Origin of the sequence: Fodinicurvata fenggangensis DSM 21160 (assembly GCF_000686045.1) — a bacterium.
GTDB classification, from domain to species: Bacteria; Pseudomonadota; Alphaproteobacteria; order Kiloniellales; family DSM-21159; genus Fodinicurvata; species Fodinicurvata fenggangensis.
Genome location: NZ_JMLV01000002.1, coordinates 295557 through 321184, shown reverse-complemented (window position 1 = coordinate 321184; position 25628 = coordinate 295557). Strand labels below are relative to the sequence as shown.

The 25628-nt window shown below is 63.9% G+C and carries 21 protein-coding genes; 8 read left to right on the top strand and 13 right to left on the bottom strand.

The features are described 5' to 3' along the window. Window positions 1-70 precede the first annotated feature (70 nt). Both BP38_RS19035 and BP38_RS0104675 read left to right on the top strand, forming a co-directional pair. Window positions 71-2563, top strand: coding sequence for a mechanosensitive ion channel family protein (locus BP38_RS19035; protein ID WP_051608976.1), 2493 nt, complete (start codon window positions 71-73; stop codon window positions 2561-2563). Between the two features lie 80 nt (window positions 2564-2643). After that, the gene (locus tag BP38_RS0104675; RefSeq protein ID WP_051609032.1) at window positions 2644-3861 is read left to right on the top strand and encodes an NAD(P)/FAD-dependent oxidoreductase; all 1218 of its coding nucleotides are present in this window, start codon (window positions 2644-2646) and stop codon (window positions 3859-3861) included. Between the two features lie 15 nt (window positions 3862-3876). Here the strand turns inward: BP38_RS0104675 and BP38_RS0104670 are convergent, their stop codons facing one another. The 10 genes from BP38_RS0104670 to BP38_RS19025 form a co-directional block, all read right to left on the bottom strand. After that, window positions 3877-4461 carry a septation protein A gene (locus tag BP38_RS0104670; protein ID WP_026986784.1) on the bottom strand — a complete coding sequence of 195 codons (585 nt, stop codon included), beginning with the start codon at window positions 4459-4461 and terminating at the stop codon, window positions 3877-3879. A gap of 98 nt (window positions 4462-4559) precedes the next feature. Further along, the gene (locus BP38_RS0104665) at window positions 4560-5720 is read right to left on the bottom strand and encodes an FUSC family protein (RefSeq protein WP_026986783.1); all 1161 of its coding nucleotides are present in this window, start codon (window positions 5718-5720) and stop codon (window positions 4560-4562) included. A gap of 42 nt (window positions 5721-5762) precedes the next feature. Further along, on the bottom strand, window positions 5763-6965 hold the full coding sequence (locus BP38_RS0104660) for an aspartate transaminase (protein WP_026986782.1): 1203 nt from the start codon (window positions 6963-6965) through the stop codon (window positions 5763-5765). A gap of 127 nt (window positions 6966-7092) precedes the next feature. Continuing rightward, window positions 7093-8307, bottom strand: a complete 1215-nt coding sequence (locus tag BP38_RS0104655; RefSeq protein WP_051608974.1) for an MFS transporter — start codon at window positions 8305-8307, stop codon at window positions 7093-7095. Further along, complete coding sequence (meaB, locus tag BP38_RS0104650) at window positions 8304-9347, bottom strand: methylmalonyl Co-A mutase-associated GTPase MeaB (protein WP_081816483.1); 1044 nt, start codon at window positions 9345-9347, stop codon at window positions 8304-8306. Before meaB ends, BP38_RS0104655 begins: the two co-directional genes overlap by 4 nt. 78 nt (window positions 9348-9425) lie before the next feature. Further along, entirely contained in the window at window positions 9426-11282 is a 1857-nt protein-coding gene (locus BP38_RS19030; protein ID WP_245602320.1) for an ABCB family ABC transporter ATP-binding protein/permease, read from the bottom strand. Then, window positions 11269-13806, bottom strand: a complete 2538-nt coding sequence (locus BP38_RS0104640) for a coiled-coil domain-containing protein (RefSeq protein WP_026986779.1) — start codon at window positions 13804-13806, stop codon at window positions 11269-11271. The genes BP38_RS19030 and BP38_RS0104640 overlap by 14 nt, the downstream gene beginning before the upstream one ends. Beyond that, window positions 13793-15952 (bottom strand): methylmalonyl-CoA mutase, encoded by a 2160-nt coding sequence (gene scpA, locus BP38_RS0104635; RefSeq protein ID WP_026986778.1) that lies wholly within the window; start codon window positions 15950-15952, stop codon window positions 13793-13795. The genes BP38_RS0104640 and scpA overlap by 14 nt, the downstream gene beginning before the upstream one ends. A 129-nt stretch (window positions 15953-16081) precedes the next feature. Then, window positions 16082-16972, bottom strand: a complete 891-nt coding sequence (locus tag BP38_RS0104630) for a TIGR01459 family HAD-type hydrolase (RefSeq protein WP_026986777.1) — start codon at window positions 16970-16972, stop codon at window positions 16082-16084. 69 nt (window positions 16973-17041) lie between these two features. After that, entirely contained in the window at window positions 17042-18235 is a 1194-nt protein-coding gene (locus tag BP38_RS19025; protein ID WP_051608973.1) for an EAL domain-containing protein, read from the bottom strand. Between the two features lie 121 nt (window positions 18236-18356). Here BP38_RS19025 and arsC point away from each other — a divergent pair, with 121 nt between their 5' ends. After that, window positions 18357-18704, top strand: coding sequence for an arsenate reductase (glutaredoxin) (arsC, locus tag BP38_RS0104620; RefSeq protein ID WP_026986776.1), 348 nt, complete (start codon window positions 18357-18359; stop codon window positions 18702-18704). 4 nt (window positions 18705-18708) lie between these two features. Here the strand turns inward: arsC and BP38_RS0104615 are convergent, their stop codons facing one another. Both BP38_RS0104615 and BP38_RS0104610 read right to left on the bottom strand, forming a co-directional pair. Beyond that, window positions 18709-19767, bottom strand: coding sequence for a quinone-dependent dihydroorotate dehydrogenase (locus BP38_RS0104615; RefSeq protein ID WP_026986775.1), 1059 nt, complete (start codon window positions 19765-19767; stop codon window positions 18709-18711). A gap of 15 nt (window positions 19768-19782) precedes the next feature. After that, window positions 19783-20133, bottom strand: a complete 351-nt coding sequence (locus BP38_RS0104610; protein WP_026986774.1) for a DUF952 domain-containing protein — start codon at window positions 20131-20133, stop codon at window positions 19783-19785. 190 nt (window positions 20134-20323) lie between these two features. Between BP38_RS0104610 and BP38_RS0104605 the strand changes: the two genes are divergently transcribed. The 5 genes from BP38_RS0104605 (at window position 20324) to BP38_RS0104585 (ending at window position 25056) form a co-directional block, all read left to right on the top strand. Further along, window positions 20324-21160, top strand: a complete 837-nt coding sequence (locus BP38_RS0104605; RefSeq protein WP_026986773.1) for a branched-chain amino acid aminotransferase — start codon at window positions 20324-20326, stop codon at window positions 21158-21160. Window positions 21161-21217: 57 nt separating this feature from the next. Continuing rightward, window positions 21218-22057, top strand: coding sequence for a diaminopimelate epimerase (dapF, locus tag BP38_RS0104600; RefSeq protein ID WP_026986772.1), 840 nt, complete (start codon window positions 21218-21220; stop codon window positions 22055-22057). A 64-nt stretch (window positions 22058-22121) separates the two neighbouring features. Further along, window positions 22122-23429 carry a tRNA (N(6)-L-threonylcarbamoyladenosine(37)-C(2))-methylthiotransferase MtaB gene (gene mtaB, locus BP38_RS0104595; protein WP_051608972.1) on the top strand — a complete coding sequence of 436 codons (1308 nt, stop codon included), beginning with the start codon at window positions 22122-22124 and terminating at the stop codon, window positions 23427-23429. Further along, on the top strand, window positions 23426-24364 hold the full coding sequence (gene ftsY / locus BP38_RS0104590) for a signal recognition particle-docking protein FtsY (RefSeq protein ID WP_026986770.1): 939 nt from the start codon (window positions 23426-23428) through the stop codon (window positions 24362-24364). Before mtaB ends, ftsY begins: the two co-directional genes overlap by 4 nt. Before the next feature lie 2 nt (window positions 24365-24366). Continuing rightward, on the top strand, window positions 24367-25056 hold the full coding sequence (locus BP38_RS0104585; protein WP_026986769.1) for a YggS family pyridoxal phosphate-dependent enzyme: 690 nt from the start codon (window positions 24367-24369) through the stop codon (window positions 25054-25056). Between the two features lie 17 nt (window positions 25057-25073). Here BP38_RS0104585 and BP38_RS0104580 read toward each other — a convergent pair whose 3' ends face one another. Further along, window positions 25074-25601, bottom strand: a complete 528-nt coding sequence (locus BP38_RS0104580) for a L,D-transpeptidase family protein (protein WP_035723597.1) — start codon at window positions 25599-25601, stop codon at window positions 25074-25076. Between the last annotated feature and the right edge of the window lie 27 nt (window positions 25602-25628).

Sequence of the window (25628 nt, the reverse complement as noted above, 5' to 3'; positions counted from 1 at the left end):
GGCGGCCAAAAAAGGGGCAACCACACCCGACTGACTTGACCGTACGGCAGGGGACGACAGTTTGAGCACGATGAAAAATGCCTGGAAACACCTCTCTCCCTCCTCTCTGGCAGGTGCCCTGCTTCTGGCGTGCCTGCTTGCCCTGAGCACCGCCCTGCCGGTTGCAGCCCAGTCAACCACAAGCAACGAAGCAGCCTCCAGCAGTGCTGAAGGTGCGCCGAATGGAAGCGAGGGGACGGCTTCACAGGAGGTAAGCGAACAGGATCTGCGTGAACTGGTCCAAACGCTGGAGAGCCCGGAGGAGCGGGAAAAGCTGATCCGGCAGCTTCAAGCGCTGATGCAGGCGGCGCCGGCAGGCTCGGAAGAAGCAGACTCCTCTGGAGAGAGCACCTCAGGCGCTGCGCAGCCGGATGGATCCGGCGAGGGGGATAGCGAAGGTGAACAAGGTGGGCTGGGAGCCCAGCTGCTCGGTGCGGTGTCGGAGTCTTTTGCCGGTCTTTCGGAACAGCTTGTCGACGCGGGCTCGGCCCTGTCGGGCTTGCCCCAGGAGGTCGCCACGGCGGCCGAAGAGCTTCAGGAGCGGGAGGCTCTTAACCGTTTTCTCGAGATCGTCGGCAAGTTGGTGCTGGTCTTTGTCGCGGGCCTTGCTGCTGAATTCCTGGTCAAACGCCTGCTGTCCCGTCCGCAACGCATCCTGGGCGACCGCGCTGGAGACTCCCTCCTGGTCCGTGTGCTCTATCTGCTTTTGCGCACGATCCTGGACATCCTGCCCATTGCGGTCTTTGCGGCTGTCGCCTATGGCGTACTGCTTGTAAGCGAACCCCGGGATCTCACACGCCTTGTGGCGCTGGCGCTCATCAATGCCAACGTGGTCTCGCGCGTGATCGCGGCCGGTGGCCGGATGGTGCTTTCGCCTGGCGTCTCGGGACTGCGTATCCTGCCGCTCAATGACGAAAGCGCGGCCTACGGCTATCTCTGGCTGCGCCGCATGACGGTGCCGGCTGTCTATGGCTACTTCATACTCGACGCCCTGTTGCTTCTGGGATTGGACCCGGCAGCCTATGAACTGCTGCTGACCCTGCTGGGTCTTGTGGTCACTGCACTGGGCATTGTCTTGATTCTGCAGGTGCGTCAGCCCGTGGCCGTACGCTTGCGCGGCAAGCCCGAAGAAGGTGGACGCCTGTCCGGTGTACGTGCGCGTCTGGCGGACGTCTGGCATGTGCTGGCGGTCATCTACCTGCTGACAGTCTTCATTGTCTGGACACTGGAGGTGCCAGGGGGCTTCCTCTATCTGGCACGCGCCACGGCCCTGTCCCTGGTCGTGCTGGTGGCCGCCCGGCTTGTCAGCCAGTTGATCAGCAAGCTGGTGGACAAAAGTTTTCAACTGAATTCAGGACTTACGGAAAGCTATCCGCTGCTGCAGATACGGGCAAATCGCTACCTGCCCGTCTTCCATCGAATCCTGAACAGCTTCATCGCCATCATCACCCTGCTTGTACTGCTTCAGGTCTGGGGGGCAGAGCCATTTGTCTGGCTCGCGACGGACGCGGGAAGCGGCCTGCTCGGAACGATCATGTCGATCCTCCTGATCCTCGCTGTTGCCCTTGTGGTCTGGGAGATCTTTTCGGTCGTGGCCGAGAAACAGCTCAGGCGACAGGCTGAGAGCGAGAACAGCCAGCGTATCCAGACACTGCTGCCACTGATGCGCAATGCCTTGCGTATTGTTCTGGTTGTCATGGTGGCCCTGATCGTTTTGGCCGAGCTGGGCCTCAACATCGCACCACTGCTGGCCGGCGCCGGTGTCATCGGACTGGCTGTCGGTTTCGGGGCCCAGACCCTGGTGCAAGATATCATCACCGGTGTCTTCATCCTTCTTGAGGACAGCATGGGCGTCGGCGACGTGGTGACCCTGGGCACACACACGGGCACGGTCGAGAAGCTGACCATCCGGACGATCCAGTTGCGCGACCTGGAAGGCAATGTGCACACGCTGCCTTTCAGCCAGGTCTCGACAATCCAGAACTACAGCAAGGAATACGCCTACTCCCTGATTGATCTGGGTGTCGCCTATCGTGAAGACGTGGACCAGGTCATGGAAATCATGGAGGAGGTCGCCGCCGGCATGCGAGAGGACGAGCCCTTCGCCAGCAATATCGTGGGCGAGTTCGAGGTGTTCGGCCTGGACCGCTTCGATGACTCGGCTGTGATTGTCCGCGGCCGCTTCAAGACCAAGCCCTTGATGCAATGGGGAATCCGGCGTGAGTTCAACCGGCGGATCAAGCGTGTCTTCGACGAACGGGGTATCGAGATACCCTTCCCCCACACGACCCTGTTCTTTGGTCAGAACAAGGATGGCCTGGCTCCGCCTGCACACGTGGTGCACAGCGAGGCCAGTGAGGCCGTGAAACCGGTTCCCATTACCAGCCAAAAAGAACAGGAGAGTGTCGGCAAGAAGGGGGATGCGGATCACGCCAAGACGCGTGAAATTCCCGTCGAACATCCCGTGGAAGAAAGTGATGATGACGACTCTCCCGATGAGGGGGACGGGTACGAACCGCGTTGAACACCACCCTGTGCTGTGCTTTCTAAGGTTCCTCATAAACAACCGTCGGCCGCCGGCCGACACGGCCAGGGAGGTTGAAGGTGACAGGTCAGTCAGGCGAAAGCGGTCGGAACTCGACTGACAGCTACGATGTGGTAATTGCCGGCGGTGGGGTAATCGGCAGTGCGGTTGCCTATTTTCTGCTGGCCGATCCGGATTTCCAGGGGCGCGTGGCGGTGGTCGAGCGAGACCCGACCTATCAGACGGGCGCGACGGCGCGCTCGGCGGGTTCGATCCGTCAGCAGTTCTCCACAGCGGTGAACGTGCGCATTTCACAGTATGGGGCGGACTTCCTGCGCAACATCGGGGATTACCTGGCTGTTGATGGCACGGTTCCTGACGTCGGTTTCCAGGAAAAGGGCTATCTGTTCCTGGCCACGGAAGAGGGACGTCCGGTCCTTGAGAGCAATCATGCGATTCAGAAAGCTGAAGGGGCGGATACGGCGCTTCTGTCAGTCGAGGATCTGCAGGCGCGTTATCCCTGGATGCGCGTGGATGATCTGGCTGGCGGGTCGCTTGGGCTGTCTTCCGAGGGCTGGTTCGATCCCTATGGCCTGCTGCAGGCCTTCCGCCGCAAGGCACGGCAACTGGGCGCGACCTACCTGGAAGACGAGGTATCCGGCCTGTCCGTCGATCAAGGGCGCGTATCCCAGGTCAAGCTGGCGAGCGGCGCCAGTCTGACCTGCGGCTGGCTGGTAAATGCGGCCGGAATCCGTGCCGCCGATATCGCCGCCATGGCCGGGATCGAGAAGCTGCCCGTTCATCCGCGCAAACGGCAGGTCTTTGTCTTCGACTGTCGTGAAGCCTTGCCGGATTGTCCGCTCGTCATTAACCCCAGCGGGCTCTATTTCCGGCCGGAAAGCGGTGGTTTCATCACCGGAATTTCCCCGGGTGAAGGCGAGGAGGACCCGGATTGCGATGACCTGGAGGTCAACCACGAGCTATTCGAGGAGCGCCTCTGGCCCCTTTTGGCCGAACGCGTGCCGGCCTTCGAGGCCATCCGTCCTACCGGCGCCTGGGCCGGGCACTATGACGTCAACAGCTTCGACCACAATGCCATTCTGGGCCCCCATCCCGAGGTTTCCAACTTTCTGTTTGCGAACGGATTCAGTGGCCATGGCCTGCAGCAGAGCCCGGCCGTCGGCCGGGGGCTGAGCGAACACGTCATCCACGGTGCCTGGCGCAGCCTGGATCTCTCGGCCTTTTCCTACAACCGCCTATTGGAAAACCGGCCGATCCGCGAACTGAATGTGGTTTGAACCGGCGCCTGCTCTTCAGGAGTCCTGGGTTTCGGCGCCCTTGCTCTCTTCCAATTGGTGACGCATCAGGAAGGGGACCTGCGTCATCATGAAGACGAAGGTGATGACGATCTGTCCGATCGTATCGAAGGCCACCCAGAAATCGGTGGATTGTGTGCGCCAGATCACCTCATTGGCGGCTGCCATGACCAGGAAGAACACCGAGAAGCGGATGGTCAATGGGCGCCAGGCCTCTTCCTTCAGGGGGAAGGCGGTGCCCAGCACCAGTTTCAGGACAGGTCGCCCGAACAGATAGGAGCCATAGAGGGCCGCCGCGAAGAGGACCTGCACGATTGTGGGCTTGATCTTGATGAAGAGATCGTCCTCGAAGAACAGGGTCAACCCGCCGAAAACAGCCACCACGCCGGCGGCCAGCAGTGCCAGGACCGGGACCTTGCGTGCCACGGAATAGGAGAGGATCAGGGCCAGCAGGGTTGCCCCGATCAAGACGGCCGTTGCCGTCAGGATATCCGTGGTCAGGTAGGCGATCAGGAAGAGGGTAAGCGGCACGTAGTCCGTTACCGGCTGTAGCCAGCCAGGTGCGGGCTGAGATCTTGACACGCAGGTCACTCCATCCATTCAGGTGAATTGCATATTACGGTCAAACTACCACTGGACGGGGGCAAAACAAAGGCAACACGGCAGGAAGGGTCCTTTCGTCACTGCGGCTGTTGACCGGTCTGCGGATCGCCCTTGCGCTCCTTGTCGAGGCTGCGGCGCGGGTCGGACTGCCGCTCGGCGATGCGGGCATCCAGATCGCGCAGGTTTTCCTGGAAGTTGTCCAGGGTAAAGGGCAGGGCGTAGATCTGTCCCACCTCCGTGGTTGGGAGCGGCTGGGTCAGGTGTTGGTAGCGTATCTGTTCCAGCGCATCAGAGAAATGCGCCAGGGCGGCCTCCACATCCGCCAGCGACGGAGGAGGCGCGGCCGTTTCATAGGCACGCGCGGCTTGGCGCAGATGACTGCGAATTGTTTCGGCCACTTCCTCGAATACCGGCGAGAGGCGTGTGGCGACGGGACGGGGCATGGGCTGTGCCAGGGTCCGCCCGATGAAAACCACGTCGCTGCGCAGGCGCCTGAGGTTGCGGGCCAGCGGTTCGGGATCCGGCGCTTCGGCCATGCGGTTGGCGCGTTCCCGGCGCACCTCGCCCACTGTGGTCTCGACTTCCGCCAGCAGGGTGCGCAGGCGTTCGTGAAGGGAGTCGAGCCGGTCGTCCGGAGGCTTCTGTCCGAAGGAGTTCTCGTAATGGCGCAGCAGGTCCTCCATCAGCCGCAGGCTCTGGGCCGCTTGGCCGACCAGTTGCTTGTGCGCCCGGGCAGGCAGGACGAAGAGCGAGACGGCAAAACCGATGAGGGTGCCGATGAAGATTTCCAGGACCCGGTACGCTGCCGATTCCACGATATGGGTATGACTGGGGTCGGCCAGAAGAACGATGGCCGCCGTGACCGGAGCAATGCGCATGGGCGGGCGAAAGGCGGCCAGAACCGCCAGCGGACCCAGGGTGATGATCACCGCCAGGCTGCGCTCCTCCATGGTTTCCGGCTGCAGCAGCAGGGCGACCAGTCCGCCGGCCAGGGCGCCGAAGAGCGTCCCGATCATGCGATCGCGGCCCGTGACGAGGGTCGCTCCGACGCTGCCCTGCACCACCAGCAGGGCTGCAATCACGATCCAGTAGTCCTGGGGCAGGTCGGCAAGCCTGGCCACCAGCATCCCCAGCAGACCAGCCACGATCAGCCGGACCGAAAGTTTCAGGGCGACACTACGGTTGCGCAGGGCGCGCCAGGCTGCCCGGATTCGGAGCCGCAGGGCCAGGCCCTTCACGGCCGCGGCACTCCGCGTCTCCCGTCCGCCCCGTTCAGGTCCTCAGCTGAGCGCGGCGCAGGCGCGCTGGATCCGCTGGCAGGCATCTTCCAGAGCCTCCGTCGAGGTGGCGTAGGAAATGCGGAAATGCGGCGAAAGGCCGAACGCGGCACCCTGCACGACCGCTACGCCCTCGCTTTCCAGCAGGTAGGTCACGAAATCCTCATCATTCTCCAGCGTCTTGCCGTCGGGGGTTTTCTTGCCGATGAGGCCGGCACAGGAGGGATAGACATAGAAGGCGCCCTCCGGTCGCGGACAGGAGAGGCCTTCGCACCGGTTGAGGACCTCGACCACCAGATCACGGCGCTGCCTGAAGACCTTGTTGTTCTCGTCGATGAAGTCCTGCGGACCCGACAGCGCCTCGACCGCGGCGGCCTGGCTAACCGATGAGGGGTTGGAGGTGGATTGGGACTGGACCTTGGCCATGGCCTTGATCAGTTCCTTCGGTCCACCGGCAAAACCGATGCGCCAGCCGGTCATGCAATAGGCCTTGGAGACGCCGTTGACTGTCAGGGTGCGGTCGTAGAGTTCGGGCTCCACCTGGGCCGGCGTGCAGAATTCGAAGTCGTCGTAGACCAGTTTCTCGTACATGTCGTCGGTCATGACATGGACGTGGGGGTGACGGACCAGTACATCGGTCAGTGCCTTCATGTCCGCGTGGCTATAGCCGGCACCCGTGGGATTGGAGGGACTATTGAGGATGATCCACTTGGTCCTGGGTGTGATCGCCTTCTCCAGGTCTTCGGCCATCAGCTTGAAGCCGTTGTTCTGTGGGCAGGAAACGATCACGGGCTCGCCCTCGGCCAGCAGGACCATGTCGGGATAGCTGACCCAGTAGGGGGCGGGAATGATCACTTCGTCGCCCGGATCCAGGGTTGCCATCAGGGCGTTGTAGAGAATCTGCTTGCCGCCGGTGCCCACCGTGATCTGGTCGCTTTCGTAATCCAGGCCGTTGTCGGCCTTGAATTTGGCGGCAATGGCCTGCTTCAGGGCCGGGGTGCCGTCGACGGCAGTGTACTTGGTATCGCCGGCTTCTATGGCGCGGATCGCGGCCTGCTTGATGTTGTCCGGTGTATCGAAATCGGGTTCCCCGGCACCCAGCCCGATCACGTCGCGGCCCGCCGCTTTCAACTCGCGCGCCTTCTGTGTGACGGCAATGGTGGGAGAGGGCTGGATGCGCGACAGGCGGGAGGCCAGGAAAGACATGGTTCAGGGGTGTCCTGCAGTTAAAAGAACGAAAGGAAATGAAATCCCCGCCCGAAAGCGGGTTCGGGCAAAACTCTAATCCAGTCCTCCAGTGGCATCAACGCTTCCGGCGTTGAATGTACGTCCTTCAGGCCGGTTTCTCCTCTGTAGCGGGCATATGAGAACGATAGACCAGTGTCAGCAGGCCGGTCAGTGCCAGGAAGGGCAGAACGGCCATGTTTATGACGGTCCAGCCGGCTGCATAGAAGGCGGCGCCGGACGAACCCGAGGCCACGGCCACGATGGCAAAGGTCATGAATTCGTTGAGCGCCTGGGTCTTGGCCTTTTCCTCGGGGCGATGCGCCTCGGTCAGCAGGGTGGTGCCGCCGATGAACATGAAATTCCAGCCGACGCCCAGCAGCAGCAGGGAAATCCAGAAGTGGGCCAGCGAGACCCCCGCTATGGCCACCGCCGCACTGGCCAGCAGCATCAGGCAGCCCGAGAGCAGGATTGAGAACAGGCCGTAGCGCGCAATCAGCGAGCCCGTGATGAGCGCCGGCGCAAACATCCCGAAGACATGCGCCTGGATGATCCAGCTGGCGGCATCGACACCATGGTCGTGATGCACGGCGGCCAGCGGTGTGGCCGTCATGACGAACACCATGACGGAATAGGCGGCCACGCCGTTGGCAATGGCCACAAAAGCGCGGGGCTGCCGCAGGATGGTCAGCAGCGGGCGTCCGCTGCCATTGATTTCGCTTTCCTGCTTTGGCGGAACCTGGACCAGGGCTGCAATCACGCTGCCAAGCAGGGCCAGTCCTGCCAGGGCCAGGAAGGAGCCGGCATAGTCCACCGGCGCCAGCAGGCCGCGGGTCCAGACCGAGATGACGGGTCCGAGTATCGCGGCCACGACACCCCCGGCCATGACATAGGAAATGGCGCGTGCCCGGACGTCATGTGAAACCACCTCGGCCGCGGCAAAGCGGTAATACAGCGCGGTGGCCTGGAAGGTGCCCAGGAAGAGATTGGCGAAGCAGAACAGCAGGAAGTTGCCTTGCAGGATGGCCCAGGTGGACAGGCCGCCGCCCAAAACACCGGCCAGGTTGCCCAGGACGAAGCCCGGCCGGCGTCCCCAGGCCTTCATCAGGAAGGACGCGGGAATGGTGGACAGGGCCGTACCCACGGTCAGCAGGGTAAATGGCAGGGTGGACAGGGCCGGTGTGGGCGCCATCTCGGCCCCGGCCAATCCGGTCATGGTCACGCCGATGATGGCACAGGAGAGATAGATCGCCTGACAGATGGACAGCAGCAGGACGTTGCGGAAGCCGGGGAAGGCAAACGCGGACGGGGTGATGGTGGTCATTCTTTATCCTCTTGCCTCTGCGCGCCCAGAAAGGCGTTCAGGAGTTCCTGTGCGGCGCGTCCGGGCGGCAGGCGGCCCTGGGTCACGTCGGCTTCCACCTGCTCCAGGAGGGATGCAACCTGTGGGTCGCGGCGAAATGCCAGGCGCAGTTCCTCGTCGATTTCGTTCCACATCCAGTCCCGGGCCTGGGCTTTGCGTTTGGCGCTCAGCCCGGCTTCGCCAAGCGTGCCGAGATAATCCCCGATACGGTGCTGGACTGCCTCGAAGCCGGTTTTCTCCAGGGCGGAGCAGGAAAGGACCGGCACCTGCCAATCCTCTGTCAGGGGGCGCAACATGCGCAGCGCAGACTTGTATTCGGCCACGGCACGACGGGCGGCGTCCTTCAGATTGCCATCGGCCTTGTTCACCACCACGAGGTCGGCCAGTTCGACGATGCCCTTCTTCAGGCCCTGCAGCTCGTCGCCTCCGCCCGGCACCAGTAGCAACAGGAAAAGATCGACCATCTCCGCCACGGCTGTTTCGGATTGTCCTACGCCCACGGTTTCCACCAGGATGTGATCGAAGCCTGCGGCCTCGCAGATCAGCATGGCTTCGCGGGTGCGCCGGGCAACGCCGCCCAGGGAGCGGCCAGTGGGCGAAGGCCGGATGAAGGCCTCCGGGGCCCGGGAAAGCAGTTCCATGCGTGTCTTGTCGCCCAGGATGGAACCACCGGTGCGACGCGAGGAGGGATCCACGGCCAGCACGGCGACTCGATGACCCGATTCGATCAGGTGCAGGCCGAAGGCCTCGATGAAGGTCGACTTGCCCACACCCGGAACACCGGAAATGCCGATACGCACCGAGTTGCCGGTCTCGGGCAGAAGCAGTTGGAGCAGGTTTTCAGCCCGCGCCCGGTCGTCCGGCCGTGTGGATTCCACCAGCGTGATGGCACGTCCGAGCGCACGCCGACTGCCACCGCGCAGCTGTTCGGCCAGGGTCACCAGCTGAGGATCATCGATGGTGTGGTCCTGGTTCGTTTCGGGATTACTCTGGGTGGACATCATGATCGGGCAATTTATCCTCGGTGCTGGGTCGCTGCAAAGGAATAGCGGCGCCTATTTCTGCATTCCGAATTCATTTCAGGGCTGCAAATCCCCGGACTTCGGTTGCTCCGCTTGTTCCTGCTGGCGTCGCCACATGGCGGCGTAAAGTCCGTCGCGGGCCAGCAGGTCGGTATGGTTGCCTCGTTCCGCCACACGCCCGGCGTCCAGGACCACGATCTCGTCGGCATCGACGATTGTGGACAGGCGGTGGGCAATGACAAGTGTGGTGCGCGCCCGGCTGACCTCGTTCAGGCTTTTCAGGATCTCTTGCTCCGTCTGGCTGTCGAGCGCTGAGGTGGCCTCGTCGAAGATCAGGATCGAGGGCTCCTTCAGGACCATGCGGGCGATGGCCACGCGCTGCTTCTCGCCGCCAGAGAGCTTCAGGCCGCGTTCGCCAACCTGGGTGTCATAGCCCTGGGGCAGGCTGGCGACGAAGCGGTCCAGCTGGGCGACGGCCGCGGCCCGTTCGACATCGTCGCGGCTGCAGTCCGGGCGACCGTAGGCGATGTTGTAGCCGAGCGTATCGTTGAACAGCACGGTGTCCTGGGGAACGATTCCGATGGCGGCGCGCAGGGAATCCTGGCTGACCTCGCGGATATCCTGTCCGTCGATCCGGATGTCGCCGCCGGTGACATCGTAGAAGCGGAACAGCAGGCGCGAGAGCGTGGATTTGCCTGCTCCACTGGCCCCCACGACCGCCAGTTTGCGTCCGGGCGGGATCTCGAAACTCACGCCTTTCAGGATCTCGCGCTCCGGCTGGTAATGGAAGTGCACCTCCTCGAAGGTGACCCGGCCCTCTTCCACCTTCAGATCCGGCGCATCGGGCCGGTCGGTGACCTCGGCCGGTACGCGCAGCAGGGAGAACATGGTCTCCATGTCCACCAGCGACTGCTTGATCTCACGATAGACGAAACCGAAGAAATTGAGCGGTTGTGCGAGCTGCATCATGTAGGTGTTGACCGCCACGAAGTCACCGATGGTCATGGTGCCAGCTGAGACCCGGAAAGCGGCCATGATCATCAGGCTCGTGGCGCCGATGGAGATGATGGCGGCCTGGCCGATGTTGAGCAGGGACAGGCTGGTCTTCGACTGGGTGGCCGCCCCTTCATAGACGCGCAGTCCCTCGTCCAGGCGCGCGGCCTCGCGCTCCTCGTTGTTGAAGTACTTGACCGTCTCGTAGTTGAGCAGACTGTCGATGGCCCGCGTGTTGGCCTGCTGGTCGCTTTCGTTCATGCGCCGGCGCAGCTTCAGGCGCCATTCCGTGATGCGGTAGGTGTAGAGGATATAAAGCACGACGGTCACGAAGGTGACCGCGGCGATCTCGAAGCCATAGAGCCACCAGAGGATACCGGCGGTGAGGGTCAGTTCGATGACCGTGGGCACAATGGAAAAGAGCGCCAATGACAGAAGCGTGTCGATGGCCTTGGTGCCGCGTTCGATGACCCGCGAGAGGCCTCCGGTCTGGCGGTCCAGGTGAAAGCGCAGCGAGAGGGCATGCAGGTAGCGGAAAGTGCGCAGTCCGGCCCGGCGCACCGCGCGCTGGCCGACCCGGGCGAACAGCGCGTCGCGCAGCTCCTGGAATGACAGCGAGATGATGCGGGCGCCGCCATAGGCCAGGATTAGCCAGACCGGCAGCAGCAGTTCGCCCGAGACCGCCCCGCTGGACTCGGTGAAGGCCGTCAGGTTGTCGACGGCGGCCTTGTAGATCAGCGGCACACCCACCGTGGCCAGCTTGGCGGCCACCAGGAAGATCATGGCGGCAAAGACGCGTCGTTTCAGGTCCGGCCGATCCGGAGGCCAGAGTTCGGGCAGCAGGTCGTACAGGGTCTTCCAGTGCGATCTTTGGGCGCCCGTGTCCAGCTTGAGCTCGGGTCCCTTGTTACTCCTGCGCAAGGCCGGGGCGCCCCGTGGAGCGGGCCAGCAGCAGGTAGACTTTGCCGACGTCGGCGGTCATGAAGGTGGCGGTCAGGATGTTTTCCGGATCGCAGTCTGCGGCCTGGTTCACCAGGGTCTCGAACTGGGTCATGTAGCGGTTGGCCTGCTCGCGGAAGTTCTCGTCGTTCTCGTAGCGCTGGGTGATGGCCTGTTGGGCGTAGCCGTCCTCGCGGCGCTTGAGCAGGCGGCGCAGGAAAACGTTCTTCTCGCCCTTGCGCCAGCGCTTCCACAGGTCGTCGGGCACGTCCTCCTCGAGAAATTTCGCCAATTCGACGGAGTTCGACTGCAGGTCCTGGAGCATGACCGTTGCACTGCGCAGGAAGAGGTCGCGCCGCGTTTCCAGGTCGCTCTGCTTCAGGCGGACCGAGGTCTGGCCGGCTTCGTCCGAGGCCCGGCGAAGCTCCTCGGCCTGCTGCACGCAAAGATCGCTGACCTCCTTCAACTGACGGGCCGTTTGCTGCACGGTACGGGAGAAGCTTTCGCTCTGGCTGTCGAAACTGCGGCCCACTTCGCCGGCGCGTGCCAGGGCCTTGTCGGTGGTCTCCATCAGGGCGGTCGAGCGCTCGTTGAGGGTTTCGCCCACCTGGCGCAGGCGCTCGAGGAGCTGCTCGCTCTGCCGGTTCAGCGACTGCGTCTGGCTGTCCAGTTCGCCCTTGACGCTCTCGGAGGTCTTGACGGCCTCGCGGCTGGCCTCGCGCAGGTTCTTCTCCTGGTCGGCCATCAGGCCACGCGTGGCTGTTGAGAGTTTTTCCAGCTCGGTGACCAGGCCCGCCAGGCGGCGCAGTTCCTCGCGGACAGCTCCGCTCAGGTTCCCGGCCGAGCGCTGTGCCGCGGTGGAGGACGCATTCAGGGCTTCGTTCTGCTCCTGCAGGCTGCCCAGCGTATCCTTGCCGGCCGCTTGGGCTTCCTGCGAGCTGCGGTTCAATTCCTCGGCCAGGCCGCGCAGGGATTCACTGCTGCGCTCGATCTCAGCCACGGCACCGTCGGTTGCCTCGCGCAGCTCCCCGGCCCGCGTCTTGAAGGTACCGCCGGCCTGTTCGGCGCGTTCGAAGGCGCGGTCCGAAGCTGCGATCAACGACTGGACATGCGGACGCACGGCGTCGCCGGCCTCCTGCAGGCGGCGCACCACATGGCCTGTCATGTCGGCAAAGCTCTGTGACGTTGCCTGGCCACTGGCTTCCAGGTCGCTGCGCGCCGATTCCACGGCACCGCGCAGTCGGCCGGCGGCCTGTTCCGCTGTGTCCGATAGCATGGCCGACTGCTGCTGGAAGCTGCTGCCCAGACGGCGTGCCTCGGCTGCGGTTTCGTCGAAGGCCGAGTTCAGTTCGGCCACGATCGGCTGGATCTGTTCGGTCAGGTTGCGCGTGCGGCTGTCAATCTCGCCGGAGAGCGCCTGCAGGTCTTCAAGCTGGCTGCCCAGCGTGGCCTTGAGGTAGTCAGCCTGGTTGACACCGTGATCGAAGGCTGCACCCAACTGGGCCACCTGGTCGCGGACGTTTTCACCGAACGAGCGGCTTTCCTCGGCCAGCTCCCGAGTGCTGCTGCGGATCGAGCTGACGTCCTGTTCCAGGGCGCTGCGGACCTGTTCGGTCGCTTCGCGAATCTGCGTACAGGTCTCCTGCAGTTCGCCGGCATAGCGTCCCATGACGGAACTGGCCTGGGCACTGCCCTCCACGGCCACCTCGGCGGCATGGGCCAGACGCGAGACGGGTTCGCCCAGGGCCTCGGCCACGTCCTTGGCGGCAAAGCGGGCGCGGGCGGCCGCGCGTTCCAGTGACTCCACCTGTTCTTCGGTGGTGCTGCGCGAACGGTCCAGCTCGGAGTTGAGGGTCTGGGTGGCCGAGGATATCTGCTCGGCGCGTTGCCCCAACGAGCTGTCCAGTGCCTGGCTCAGGCTTTCCAGCGAGTGTGTGCGTTTTTCCAGGGCCGACTGTTGCTTTTCCAGCCGCTCCGACAGGGCTTCTCCGGCCTGGGACACCATGTTCTTCTGTTTTTCCAGGCTATCGGCCAGTTCGCGGGCCCGTTTGTTCTGTGCGTCGGCTGGGGCCAGCAATTCCTTCAGGTGAGTGCCGAGAACGGCATTCTGTGCCTGCAGACGCAGGCTGACACCGATGAAGAACAGCAGCAGCCAGAGGAAGAGCAGAGGCAGGAGCGTCCCCGAGGCAATCAGGGCCAGTTCGTGAGGCAGCAGGGATTCCAGGACGGCCCAGCCGAGTTGGCTGTCCAGGTACCAGAGGGCGGCTGCAATCCAGACACCGCTGACAAGAATGCCGAAGAGCAGCAGTCCGGGTGCCATGGCCCTGCGCTCGGACAGGGGATCGGGCGTCGTTTCGCGTGCCGTGCCTGGTTTTTGCGCGTCCGTGCTCTTGCCGGCAGGCGTGCCTGAAGCCTGGCTTTTCGATTCGGACGAAGCGCTTGTCTGCTGCGCCTGCACGGTTATTCCCCCCTGTTTTTCTGTCGTTTGCCCGTCATTCTGCGGCATGGCTTGCCTGTGTCCCAAGCAGGCGCATGATGTCGTGCGCCGCCTCGGGGATGTTGGTGCCGGGGCCATAGATGGCCGAGACCCCCTGGCCGCGCAGGAAGTCGTAGTCCTGGGGCGGAATGACACCGCCGCAAACCACCAGGACGTCCCCGGCGTCCTCGGCCTTCAGGGCTTCCATCAGGCCCGGCACCAGGGTCTTGTGCCCTGCCGCCTGGCTGGAAACGCCGATCACGTGCACGTCGTTCTCGATGGCCTGGCGTGCGGCCTCCTCGGGTGTCTGGAAAAGCGGGCCCACGTCCACATCGAATCCGATGTCGGCAAAGGCCGTGGCGATGACGCGGGCGCCGCGATCATGGCCGTCCTGCCCCATCTTGACCACCAGCATGCGTGGCCGACGCCCGTGCTGTTCGGAAAAGGCCTCCACCTCCTTCTGGATGCGGCGGAAGCCCTCGTCGCCCTCGTAGGCTGAGCCATAGACACCGGCAATCGACCGCGTCACGGCCCGATGCCTCGTGAAGACCTTTTCAAGCGCATCGGAAATCTCCCCAACGGTGGCACGGGCGCGCGCCGCCTCGATCGAAAGTTCCAGCAGGTTTGACTGGCCGTCCTCGGCCCCCGCGCTCAGGGCTTCCAGGGCTTTGGCGCAAGCAGCCGCGTCGCGCTCGGCACGCAGCTTTTCCAGGCGCGCTGTCTGGGATTTCAGCACCTGGCTGTTGTCGATGTCCAGGATGTCGATCTCCTCGGCCGCCTCGGAGCGGTAGCGGTTGACCCCGATAATGCTTTCCTCGCCCCTGTCAATGCGCGCCTGCCGGCGGGCCGCGGCTTCCTCGATGCGCTGCTTGGGCATGCCGCTTTCAACCGCCCGGGTCATGCCGCCCAGGTCCTCGACCTCGGCAATCAACTCACGCGCCTGCTCGACAAGCGAGGCGGTCAGGCTTTCCACGTAATAGCTGCCGCCCAGGGGGTCGACGACATTGGTGATCCCTGCCTCCTCCTGCAGGATCAGCTGGGTGTTGCGTGCAATACGCGCCGAGAAGGGAGTGGGCAGACCAACGGCTTCGTCCAGGGCGTTCGTGTGCAGGGACTGTGTCCCCCCCAGGGCCGCGGCCAGCGCTTCGATGGTGGTGCGCACCACATTGTTGTAGGCATCCTGCTCGGTCAATGAGACGCCCGAGGTCTGGCAGTGGGTGCGCAGCATCAGCGAGCGCGGGTCTTCGGCCGCGAAGAGGTCACGCATGAAGTCCGCCCAGAGGTAGCGCGCCGCGCGCAGCTTGGCGACCTCCATGAAGAAGTTCATGCCGATGGCGAAGAAGAAGGACAGGCGCGGGGCGAAGGAGTCCACCTGCAGACCGCGGGCCTGGGCGGCGCGCACGTACTCCAGTCCGTCAGCAATGGTGAAGGCCAGTTCCTGCACCGCCGTCGCGCCGGCTTCCTGCATGTGGTAGCCGGAGATGGACACGGAATTGAAGCGCGGCATCTTCTCTGCCGTATAGGCGATGATGTCGGCCACGATGCGCATGGAGGGCTCGGGCGGATAGATATAGGTGTTGCGGACCATGAACTCCTTCAGGATGTCGTTCTGGATGGTCCCGCCCAACTTCTCCGGCGGCACGCCCTGTTCCTCGGCGGCGACGATAAAATTGGCCATGACCGGCAGAACGGCGCCGTTCATGGTCATGGAGACCGTCATCTCGTCCAGGGGAATGCCGTCGAAGAGGATCTTCATGTCCTCCACGGAATCGATGGCCACTCCGGCCTTGCCCACGTCGCCGCGCACGCGCGGGTGATCGGAGTCGTATCCGCGGTGGGTCGCCAGGTCGAAGGCCACGGACAGGCCCTTCTGCCCGGCCTTCAGGTTGTCCTTGTAGAAGGCGTTGGAGTCTTCCGCCGTGGAAAAGCCGGCGTACTGGCGCAGGGTCCAGGGACGGCCGGCGTACATGGTGGCGCGGGGGCCCCTCAGGAAGGGCGCGAAACCCGGCAGGCCGGGCTCAAGCTCGAGTGCTTCCAGATCCTCGGCCGTATAGAGTGGCTTGACCGTGATCCCTTCGGGCGTCTGCCAGTTCAGGCTTTCGGGATCGCCATCCTTCAGTTCCTTGCGGGCCAGGGCTTCCCAGTCTTCGCGTGACGGCTTGGAAAAATCGGCCATGGACTCCTGCCTGCTTGTGGTTTTGCGCAAGGGCAGCAATGTAGCTGCGCTGCCTACGCGCATATAACCATCCGCGAACCCGGCTGTCCATTTCCCGCAGGTCGGCCACACTTGGCCGAGCCGTTTCGCCTACCAGCGGAAAACGGGAAGGGCAGCCGCCGGTGTGATGCCTCGGTCACGGTAGAGTGCGTCAAGGGAACTTGCTGAGGGCAGTTGGCCTTCCGCGATGCCCAGGGCTTCGGCATGTATGCCGCCGACCACGAAAAGTCCGTCCACGCCCGCAGCTTGCGCTCCGGCAATGTCGGTGCGCAGGGAATCGCCTACGGCGGCGATCCGGGAGCGGTCAATGCCCTCGAGCATGGCGAAGCAGCTGTCGTAGATCTCCACATGCGGTTTTCCGTGATAGCGGACCTTGCCACCCAGTTCCTCGTAGGCTTCGGCCAGAAGGCCAGCACAGATCTCTCGCTTGCCGCCGCGAATCACCTCGAGGTCCGGATTGGCGCAGATCATGGGCAGCTTGTGCTGCGCTGCCTCTTCCAGTTCGTGACGATAGTTGTCCAGCGTGTCCTCGGACATGTGGGCGCCGGTATTGAGCAGGAAGTCGGCCTCGGGAATGGTTTCCACGAAACGATAGTCCAGGTCCTGGCGCATGCCCTGGTCGCGATCGGGTCCCAGGTGGAAGCAGGCCTGGCCAAGCGACTGGTAGAAGGAATCGGGCCGCGTTTTCAGGTGACGCCAGGTTTCCTCGCCCGAGGACATGACACCCTGATAGAGGTCGGGGCGGATGCCCATCTCGTTCATGCGTCCCTCGACCTCGGCGGCGCGCCGCGGCGCATTGGACAGGATGACGATCTTCTTGCCCCGCGCCTTGAGTGCTTCAAGGCACTCCAGGGCATGGGGGAAGGCGATGACGCCGTCGTGGAGAACGCCCCAGAGGTCGCAGATGAAACCGTCATAGCGTTCGGCCAGGGGCGCGAAACCTTCAAGGGCAGGGGTGGAGGTCTGTGAGTCTGTCTTCATGGGGCGTTTTCTGCCACAAGGTCGACAGGATGGAAACCACCAAGGGCAGCCAGAGATGCCCTGGGAGACTCAGGAGGCCGGCCGGGCGAAGCGCGGCTCTCCGAACAGGTAGCCCTGGCCGAAGTCGATTCCGTAGTCCAGAAGCTCCTTCAGCAGCTTCTCGTCCTCGATCTTTTCCACGATCAGGTCGATGTCGCTTTCGGCCAGTTCGGTGATCAGGCCGACCACGGCATGGGAGCCGCGCGCCTGGGCCAGGGATTGCAGGACATCGGCCTCGATCTTCACGTAGGCGATGTGACGTGCGGCCAGATCGTCCAGGTCCAGGTAGAGGTCCTGGATGCGGTCCAGTGAGAAGCGGCAGCCCAGGGCATGTAGCTGTTCCAGGAGCTTGCGGATGCGCGGCCCGTGCTGCTCCAGGTCTTCCTGCGGGAACTCGAAGACCAGGTTGGCGGCCAGTTCACGATGTGAACCCAGGTAGTCCACGAAATCGGCGAAGAAGTCCTCATCCTGCAGGGTCGATACCGACAGGTTGCAGAAGAAGTCAACCGAGGCATGGCGACGCTGGATGCCGCGTACCAGCTGGATGCAGCGGAACAGCAGCATGTTGTCGATGGCGGCCACGAGGCCTGCCTGCCGTGCCACCGAAAGGTAAACCTCGGGCAGCAGGACATTGCCTTCGCCGTCACGCAGGCGCGTGAAGCATTCATAGAAGCGACGCTTGCGTTGGGGCAGGCTGACGATGGGCTGCAGGACCACGTCCACACGGTCATGGCTCAGCGCTTCGCGCACGAGGGGCAGAACCTCTTCCGCATCGAGCGGCGCGGAATCTTCGGATTCCGTCGAGCTCACCATGCCCTGGCCGTCCGCCGCACCTGATTCCCCGGACAGGTCCTCGACCAGCGAGCGCAGCATGCGCACCTCGGTCATCACCTCGTCCAGGGCCGCCTGCTGGCTGGCGGAGCTGCGGCCGACCCCGCTGTCTTCCAGGGCACTCAGCAGGTTGCGCATCTCGCGCCGGGCCCAGCGCAGTTCCTCTTCGTTGTGACGTGCGCTCTGTTTCAGCAGCATGATCTGGCGGCGGCTCTCGGCCTGCCCGCGTCGGCGGTCGATCGCTTCATGGACCAGAGCGCCGGCCAGGAGGATCGTGCAGGACAACAGGATGGCACTGCCGAGGCCGAGCATCGGCCACAGGCTGTAGCTTGCCAGCCCCACACCCAGGGCCAGCAGAAGATAGAAAAGGAAAGCTGCGACATTCAGAATCATCGTGGCAGAGTGCGCCGCTTCCTCTTGAAATAAGGTTAACGGAAAGCTACCACGTTTACAGGTATCCTCCGCCTGTTCCGGATGACCCGGAAGGGGGATGGTCAGGGAAGGGAGTTGTCCGGTGGCGGTCACCATCTATCACAATCCGCGATGCAGCAAATCCAGGCAGGCGCTGGCTCTCCTGCGCGAGCAGGGCGAGGAGCCGCGTATTGTCGAGTATCTGCGAACCCCGCCGGATGCGGAAACTCTGAAGGGCCTGCTCGAGCGTCTGGAGCTGACGCCGCGGGAGTTGATGCGTCGCAAGGAGGCGCCCTACAAGGAATTGGACCTGGACAACCGTGGCCTGGACGATGCGGCCCTGATCAAGGCCATGGTGGACAATCCCATCCTGATCGAACGTCCCATCGTCCTGAAGGGCGAAAAGGCCGTGGTGGCCCGCCCGCCCGAGAAAGCACTGGAGATTTTATAGGGCCTCAAGCTGCATCGATCCCGACTGCCTGAGACAGTTGATTGAACCCGTCGCGCTCCAGGCAATCGATCAGGCCCTGATTGATCGACTTGATCAGGGCTGGCCCCTGGTAGACCAGGGTGGTGTAGAGCTGGACGAGGCAGGCGCCGGCGCGAATCTTGTGGTAGGCATCCTCACCACTGGCGATGCCGCCGGTGCCGATCAGGGGCATGCGGCCTTCGGTCAGGCGATGCATTTCGGCCAGCAGTTCCGTTGACGGTCCCATCAAAGGACGGCCGCTCAGCCCACCTGTCTCGCTCCGGTGCCGGCTCTTCAGGCTGTCCGGCCGGGCGATGGTGGTGTTGCTGACGATCAGGCCCTGCAACGGTGCCGCCAAGGCCACGGCGGCGATGTCCGCCCGGTCTTCCGGCGTCAGGTCGGGGGCGATCTTGAGCACCAGCGGTGGTGCCGGCTGGGGCAGGACGTCCTGTACAGCGGCGATCAGTCTCTCCAGTTCCCCGCGTCCCTGAAGGGCACGCAGTCCCGGTGTATTCGGTGACGAGACATTGATGACCAGGTAGTCTGCCAAGGGCGCCAGCAGGGCGGCTCCGCGCGCGTAGTCCGCGGCAGCATCAGGGCTGTCCTTGTTCTTGCCGAGATTGATGCCCAGAAGGCCCTGGCCGTCGCTTTCGCGCCAGTGGCGGATACGTTCGGCCGCGGACTCGATGCCGCCGTTGTTGAAGCCCATGCGGTTGATGACGGCCTGGTCCTCGGACAGGCGGAAAAGGCGCGGGCGCGGGTTTCCCGTTTGCGGTCGCGGGGTCAGGCTGCCGACCTCGACAAACCCGAATCCCAGGGACAGCAGGGGTTCGACGGCTTCGGCATCCTTGTCGAAACCGGCGGCCAGTCCCAGCGGAGACGCAAAGGTCTTGCCCCAGAGCCGCACCTGCAGGCGGGACTCGTCTCGCTGTCCAGGTTTTGGCCCCAGGCCAGCCTTCAGCGCCTGCAGGGTGAGGCGGTGGGCCCGTTCAGGGTCCAGCGCATGCAGAAGCGGCCGGACGAGAGGAAAGAGATCGCTGCGCATGGCCTGGCTGTGCCTCTAGAGGTCCTCGGGGAACAGGTGCGAGCCATTCTGGCCCAGCGGCAGGGGCCAGCTACGCCGCACGACTGCAGGATCCAGCGGACCATGGAGATGGGGGAAGAGGGCACCGTTGCGCGAAGCTTCCCACTTCAGGTTCTTGCCAAGACTGGAAGGCGCCACCTCCAGAAGGACCAGGTCATCCTGGCCGGCGCGGTGCTTCGCCACGGATTCGCGCAGTTGCGCAGCGGTGGAGAAATGGATGAAGCCGTCACGCCGGTCGTCCTCCGAACCCTGGTGGGATCCTTGGTCCACGGCCTCTGTCCAGTCTGTCCGGTGGCAGACATGGTAGATGAAACTGCTATTGGTCATTTTGCCCTGCTGTTCTTTGAGTTCCGCTTTGATCGAGACTAGCGATTCACACGCGTATGACCAGAACCAAGACATGGGAGGACACTCCTGGACGCCTCCATCGGCAGCTGTTGAGGGTGTTTGCCGCGGCCTGGGCAATCGCGTAATCTGCGTGAAATGCGATTCGAGAAGATTATCTGGAGGGGGCGTCGTGAAGGTCTGGAATTTCCATGAAGGCGAATGGATCGAGGGAAACCCACCGCTTTTGCGGCCCATGAGCCACAGCTTCTGGCTGGGCTCCATGGTGTTCGACGGGGCCCGCGCCTATGAGGGGATTGCCCCTGACCTGGACCTGCACTGTGCTCGCGTGATTGAGTCGGCCCGCAACATCGGCTTGGCGCCTTTCCACAGCGCAGACGAGCTTCTGGAGCTCTGCCGCGAAGGACTCAAGCACTTCGACCCCGAGGACGAGCTCTACATCCGTCCGGCCTACTGGGCCGAGGAGGGCTTCGTCGATCCCGATCCCGAGACCACGCGTTTCTGCCTGACGATTCACGAGGCGCCAATGCCCGAGCCGAAGGGCTCGGCCATCACGCTCTCTCCCTTCCGCCGGCCAACGCCGGAAACGGCACCCACGCACGCCAAGGCCAGCTGTCTCTACCCTCATGCGGGCCGGGCCTTGCGGGACGCCAAGGCGCGCGGTTTTGGCAACGCGGTGATGCTGGACGCGCTGGGCAACGTGGCCGAGCTGGCGACGGCAAACATCTGGCTCAGCAAGGACGGCGTGGCCCGCACGCCGGTGCCCAACGGGACCTTCCTGAACGGAATCACCCGCCAGCGCATCATCAAGCTGTTCCAGGAAGCCGACCTGCCAGTGGAGGAGGTCCAGCTGACCTACCGAGATTTCCTGGAAGCCGACGAGATATTCAGTACCGGCAACTATGGCAAGGTCATGCCGGTTACCCGTATCGAAGACCGCGAGCTGCAGCCGGGGCCACTCTACAAGATGGCCCGTGAGCTTTATTGGGACTGGTCGCACTCCGAGTGAGAATCTCATCCGCCTGCTGTCATGGACGCGGCTCCGACGGCAGCCTATAAGAAGGCCATGAGCGCGCGCATTTCCTTCCGCAAGATGCATGGCCTGGGCAACGATTTCGTGATCGTGGATGCCCGGCAGACGGGGACGTTCTTCACGCCCGGGCAGGCGGCGCGCATCGCCGACCGCCGCCGCGGCGTGGGCTGCGACCAGCTGATCGTCATGGAGCGGACGAGCGACGATGCCGACCTCTTCATGCGCATCCTCAATGCCGACGGCAGCGAGGCCGAGGCCTGCGGCAATGCCACGCGCTGCGTTGCCCTGCTGCTGTTCGCCGAGACCGGCCGCCGCGAAGTCGTGATACGCACGCTGGGCGGGCGTTTGCCGGCATGCCTGGCCGAGGGTGGCGAGGTCAGTGTGGACATGGGGCCGGCCTACCTGGCGTGGGACGAGGTGCCGCTGGCCGAGAAGGCCGACACCCTGCACCTGGATTTCGATTGCGGAGCTCTGGTGGATCCCGTGGCGCTGTCCATGGGCAACCCGCACGTGGTCTTCTTCGTCGAGGATGTGGACGCGATCGACCTGGAGCAGCTGGGGCCCGAGATCGAGCATGATCCCCTGTTTCCCAATCGCACCAATGTACAGATTGTTTCGCTGGCCGGCCCGGATCACCTGCGCCAGCGCATTTGGGAGCGCGGCGCCGGCCTGACGCTGGCCAGCGGCAGCGGCGGTTGCGCAGCCATGGTGGCGGCGGCCCGGCGCGGCCTGGTCGGACGCAAGGCACGTGTGGACCAGCCGGGCGGGCGGTTGACCCTGGACTGGCGCGAAGACAATGGCCATGTCTGGATGACCGGTCCCGTGGCAACGGCCTTTACCGGCGAACTCGACTCCAGCCTGTTGCAAGGCTGACCCCCGCGCTGCGAGCAGGCAGGGGCATGGACTCCGGGGCCTTTGGCCCCCTATAAGGCGCTTTATGCAGACAGCTTCCACCATAACGCCGTCCCTGGACCCGCCTTCACAGACGGAACAGGAACCGGAGGTGGTGACCTTCGGTTGCCGCCTGAATGCCTATGAGTCCGAGGTGATGCGCGATCATGCGCGGGCCAATGGGCTGAGCGACGTGGTGATCTTCAATTCCTGTGCCGTGACCACGGAGGCCGAGCGGCAGTTCCGCCAGGCTGTGCGCCGCGCGCGCCGGGAACGGCCTGATGCCATGATCATCGTCACGGGCTGTGCCGTGCAGGTGGACCCCGAACGCTATGCAGCCATGCCGGAGGTGGACCGCGCCCTTGGCAACATGGAGAAGCTGGATCCGCGCAGCTTTGCCGCCGAAGGCGTGCCCCGGCTGCTGGTCAACGACATCATGAGCGCGCGCGAAACGGCAGGCCACCTGATCGAGGGTTTTGCCGAACGCACGCGCGCCTTCATAGAGGTTCAGCAGGGCTGCGACCACCGCTGTACCTTCTGCATCATTCCCTATGGGCGCGGCCCCAGCCGCTCTGTCCCCATGGGCGAGATCGTCACCCAGGTGCGCAAGCTGGTGGACGGGGGCGTGCGCGAGGTGGTGCTGACCGGGGTCGACGTCACTTCCTATGGCAGCGACCTGCCCGGGCAGCCGAGCCTGGGACAGATGATGCGCCGCCTGCTGGCCCTGGTGCCGGAATTGCCGCGCCTGCGCCTGTCCTCACTGGACCCGGTGGAAATCGACGACGATATCTATCGCCTGCTGGCCGAGGAGCCGCGGCTGATGCCGCACCTTCATCTGTCGGTCCAGGCGGGCGATGACATGATCCTGAAGCGCATGAAGCGCCGGCACCTGCGCGGCGATGTGCTGGACGTCTGCCGCAAGGTGCGGGACCTTCGGCCCGACGCGGTCTTCGGCGCCGATATTATTGCCGGCTTTCCGACCGAGAGCGAGGAGATGTTCCAGAACTCCCTGCGGCTGGTGGAGGAGGCCGGACTCACCTGGCTTCATGTCTTTCCCTATTCCGAACGGCCGGGCACGCCGGCAGCCCGCATGCCTGCCGTGCCCAAGCCTGAGCGCAAGGAGCGTGCGGCCCGCCTGCGCGCGGCCGGCCAGCAGGCCGAGGCGGCTTTCCTGGAGAGCCGGATCGGTACCATGGCCCAGGTCCTGATCGAGGAAGACCCCGGCGATGGAAAGGGCCCGCGCGGACGCTGCGAACATTACGCGCCGGTGCGTCTGGACGGTGAAATCGGTGCGATCCAGAAAGCAAGAATTCTGAATTCAGAAAATGGCGAACTGACGGGGGTACCTGCATGAGCGAAGGCGGTGGCTGGTTTTCACGGCTGAAAAAGGGGCTTTCCCGCTCCTCCTCCAAGCTGGGGGATGGCATCACCGGGATTTTCACCAAGCGCAAGCTGGACGACGAGGCCCTGGAGGAGCTGGAGGACCTGCTGATCTCCTCGGACCTGGGGGTTTCCACGGCGGGCAAGCTGACCGCCAGTCTGGCGAAGACGCGCTTCAACAAGGATGTGTCCGACGAGGAGGTGCGCGAGGCCCTGGCGGGAGACATTGCCGGAATCCTGGACCCTGTCGCCCAGCCCCTGACCCCGGATCCGAACCATCGTCCGCATGTGGTGCTGGTGGTGGGTGTGAACGGCAGCGGCAAGACCACCACCATCGGCAAGCTGGCCAAGCTGAACCGCGAGGCGGGCCGTTCGGTGGTTCTGGCAGCAGGGGATACCTTCCGTGCGGCCGCCATCGAGCAGCTCAAGGTTTGGGGTGAGCGCAGTGGCTGCGAAGTGGTCTCCGGCAAACAGGGCGCCGATGCGGCGGGCCTCGCCTACGAGGCGCTGGAGCGTGCCAAGGCCAGCAATGCCGATCTGCTGTTCATCGACACGGCCGGACGTTTGCACAACAAGTCCAACCTGATGGCCGAGCTGCAGAAGATCCGGCGTGTGCTGGCCAAGCAGGATCCCGAGGCACCGCACGAAGTGCTGCTGGTCCTGGACGCCACCACCGGCCAGAATGCCGTGCAACAGGTCGGCACCTTCCGCGAACTGGTGGATGTGACCGGCCTGGTGGTGACCAAGCTGGATGGCTCAGCCCGTGGAGGCGTCCTGGTGGCGCTGGCCGAGCAGTATGGCCTGCCGGTCCATGCCATCGGCGTGGGGGAATCGGCCGAGGACCTGCGCCCCTTCGAGGCCGAAAGCTTTGCGCGCAATCTCATGGGGCTGTCCGCGAAGGGAGAATAGCCATGACGGCGGGAAGTGAGCCCGACATAGCGGCCAACCTTGAAGAGATCCACCAGCACATCGCGCGTGCCGCGCAGCGTTCCGACAGAAATCCGGACGACGTCACCCTGATTGCCGTCTCTAAGACGCATGACAAGGAGAAGGTGGAAGCGGCCCTGGCCGCGGGTCAACGCATTTTCGGCGAGAATCGTGTGCAGGAGGCCCAGTCCAAGTATCCGGAATTGAAGGAAACCTGGCCAGCGCTTGAATTGCACCTGGTCGGTCCGCTGCAGACCAACAAGACCGAGGATGCGGTCGCGCTGTTCGATGTCATCCAGAGCCTGGATCGCGAGAAATTGGCCAAGGCCCTGGGCAAGGCCATGGACAAGCTGGAGCGGCGGCCGCGCTGTTTCGTTCAGGTCAATGTGGGCGAGGAGCCGCAAAAGGCGGGGGTGCTGCCCGAGGAGGCCGATGCCTTCATAAGGCTGTGCCGCGACGACTACGAGCTGCCGCTCGCGGGTGTCATGTGCATCCCGCCGTTGGAGGAAGCGCCGGCTCCTTATTTTGCCTTGCTGCGGCAGATTGCCGAACGCAACGGCCTGACCGGCCTGTCCATGGGTATGAGTGGCGACTATGAAACGGCAGTGGAGCTGGGGGCCACGCATGTTCGTGTCGGAACGGCCATCTTTGGTGCGCGTCCCCCTCAGGAATAAGTGCGCACTTCTCGTCTTCAGGCTTCGCGCACCTCGACCACGGACTCGGGCGTGATACCGGCCAGCACGACTTCCAGGTCCGGCCGTCGCAGGGCCACACACCCCAATGTAGGCGAATAATCCGGTTTCGCACAGTGCAGAAAGATGGCACTGCCCAGATAGGCTTCGGGCGGACTGTCGTTATGGCCCAGAACCACAATCAGGTCGTAGAGCTCGTCCTCGCGCCAGAGTTTCTCGTGACTGGCCTCGAAGGGCAGCTTGACCAGACGGTTGTAGTCTGGATGGGCGGGGTCGTCGCACCAGCCGTCATCGGGCCGCAGTCCCCGGCAGTCGATACGGCAGGGCGGTGGTGCCCCGCGATCCGGGCGATAGAATAGGCGGCGCATGGGCAGGCGGCCAAGTGGTGTTGCACCATCGCCTTCGCGTTTGCCTTCGGCCGGGACCACGCCGCCGCGACCAATGGCGCAGCGGAATTGCCGCGTGCCGAACGTGGCCAGCCAGCCTTCACTATCGGGAAAGACAATCAGATCTGTTGTATCCGCCATGCAAGGCATGATAACGCCAGACCATCC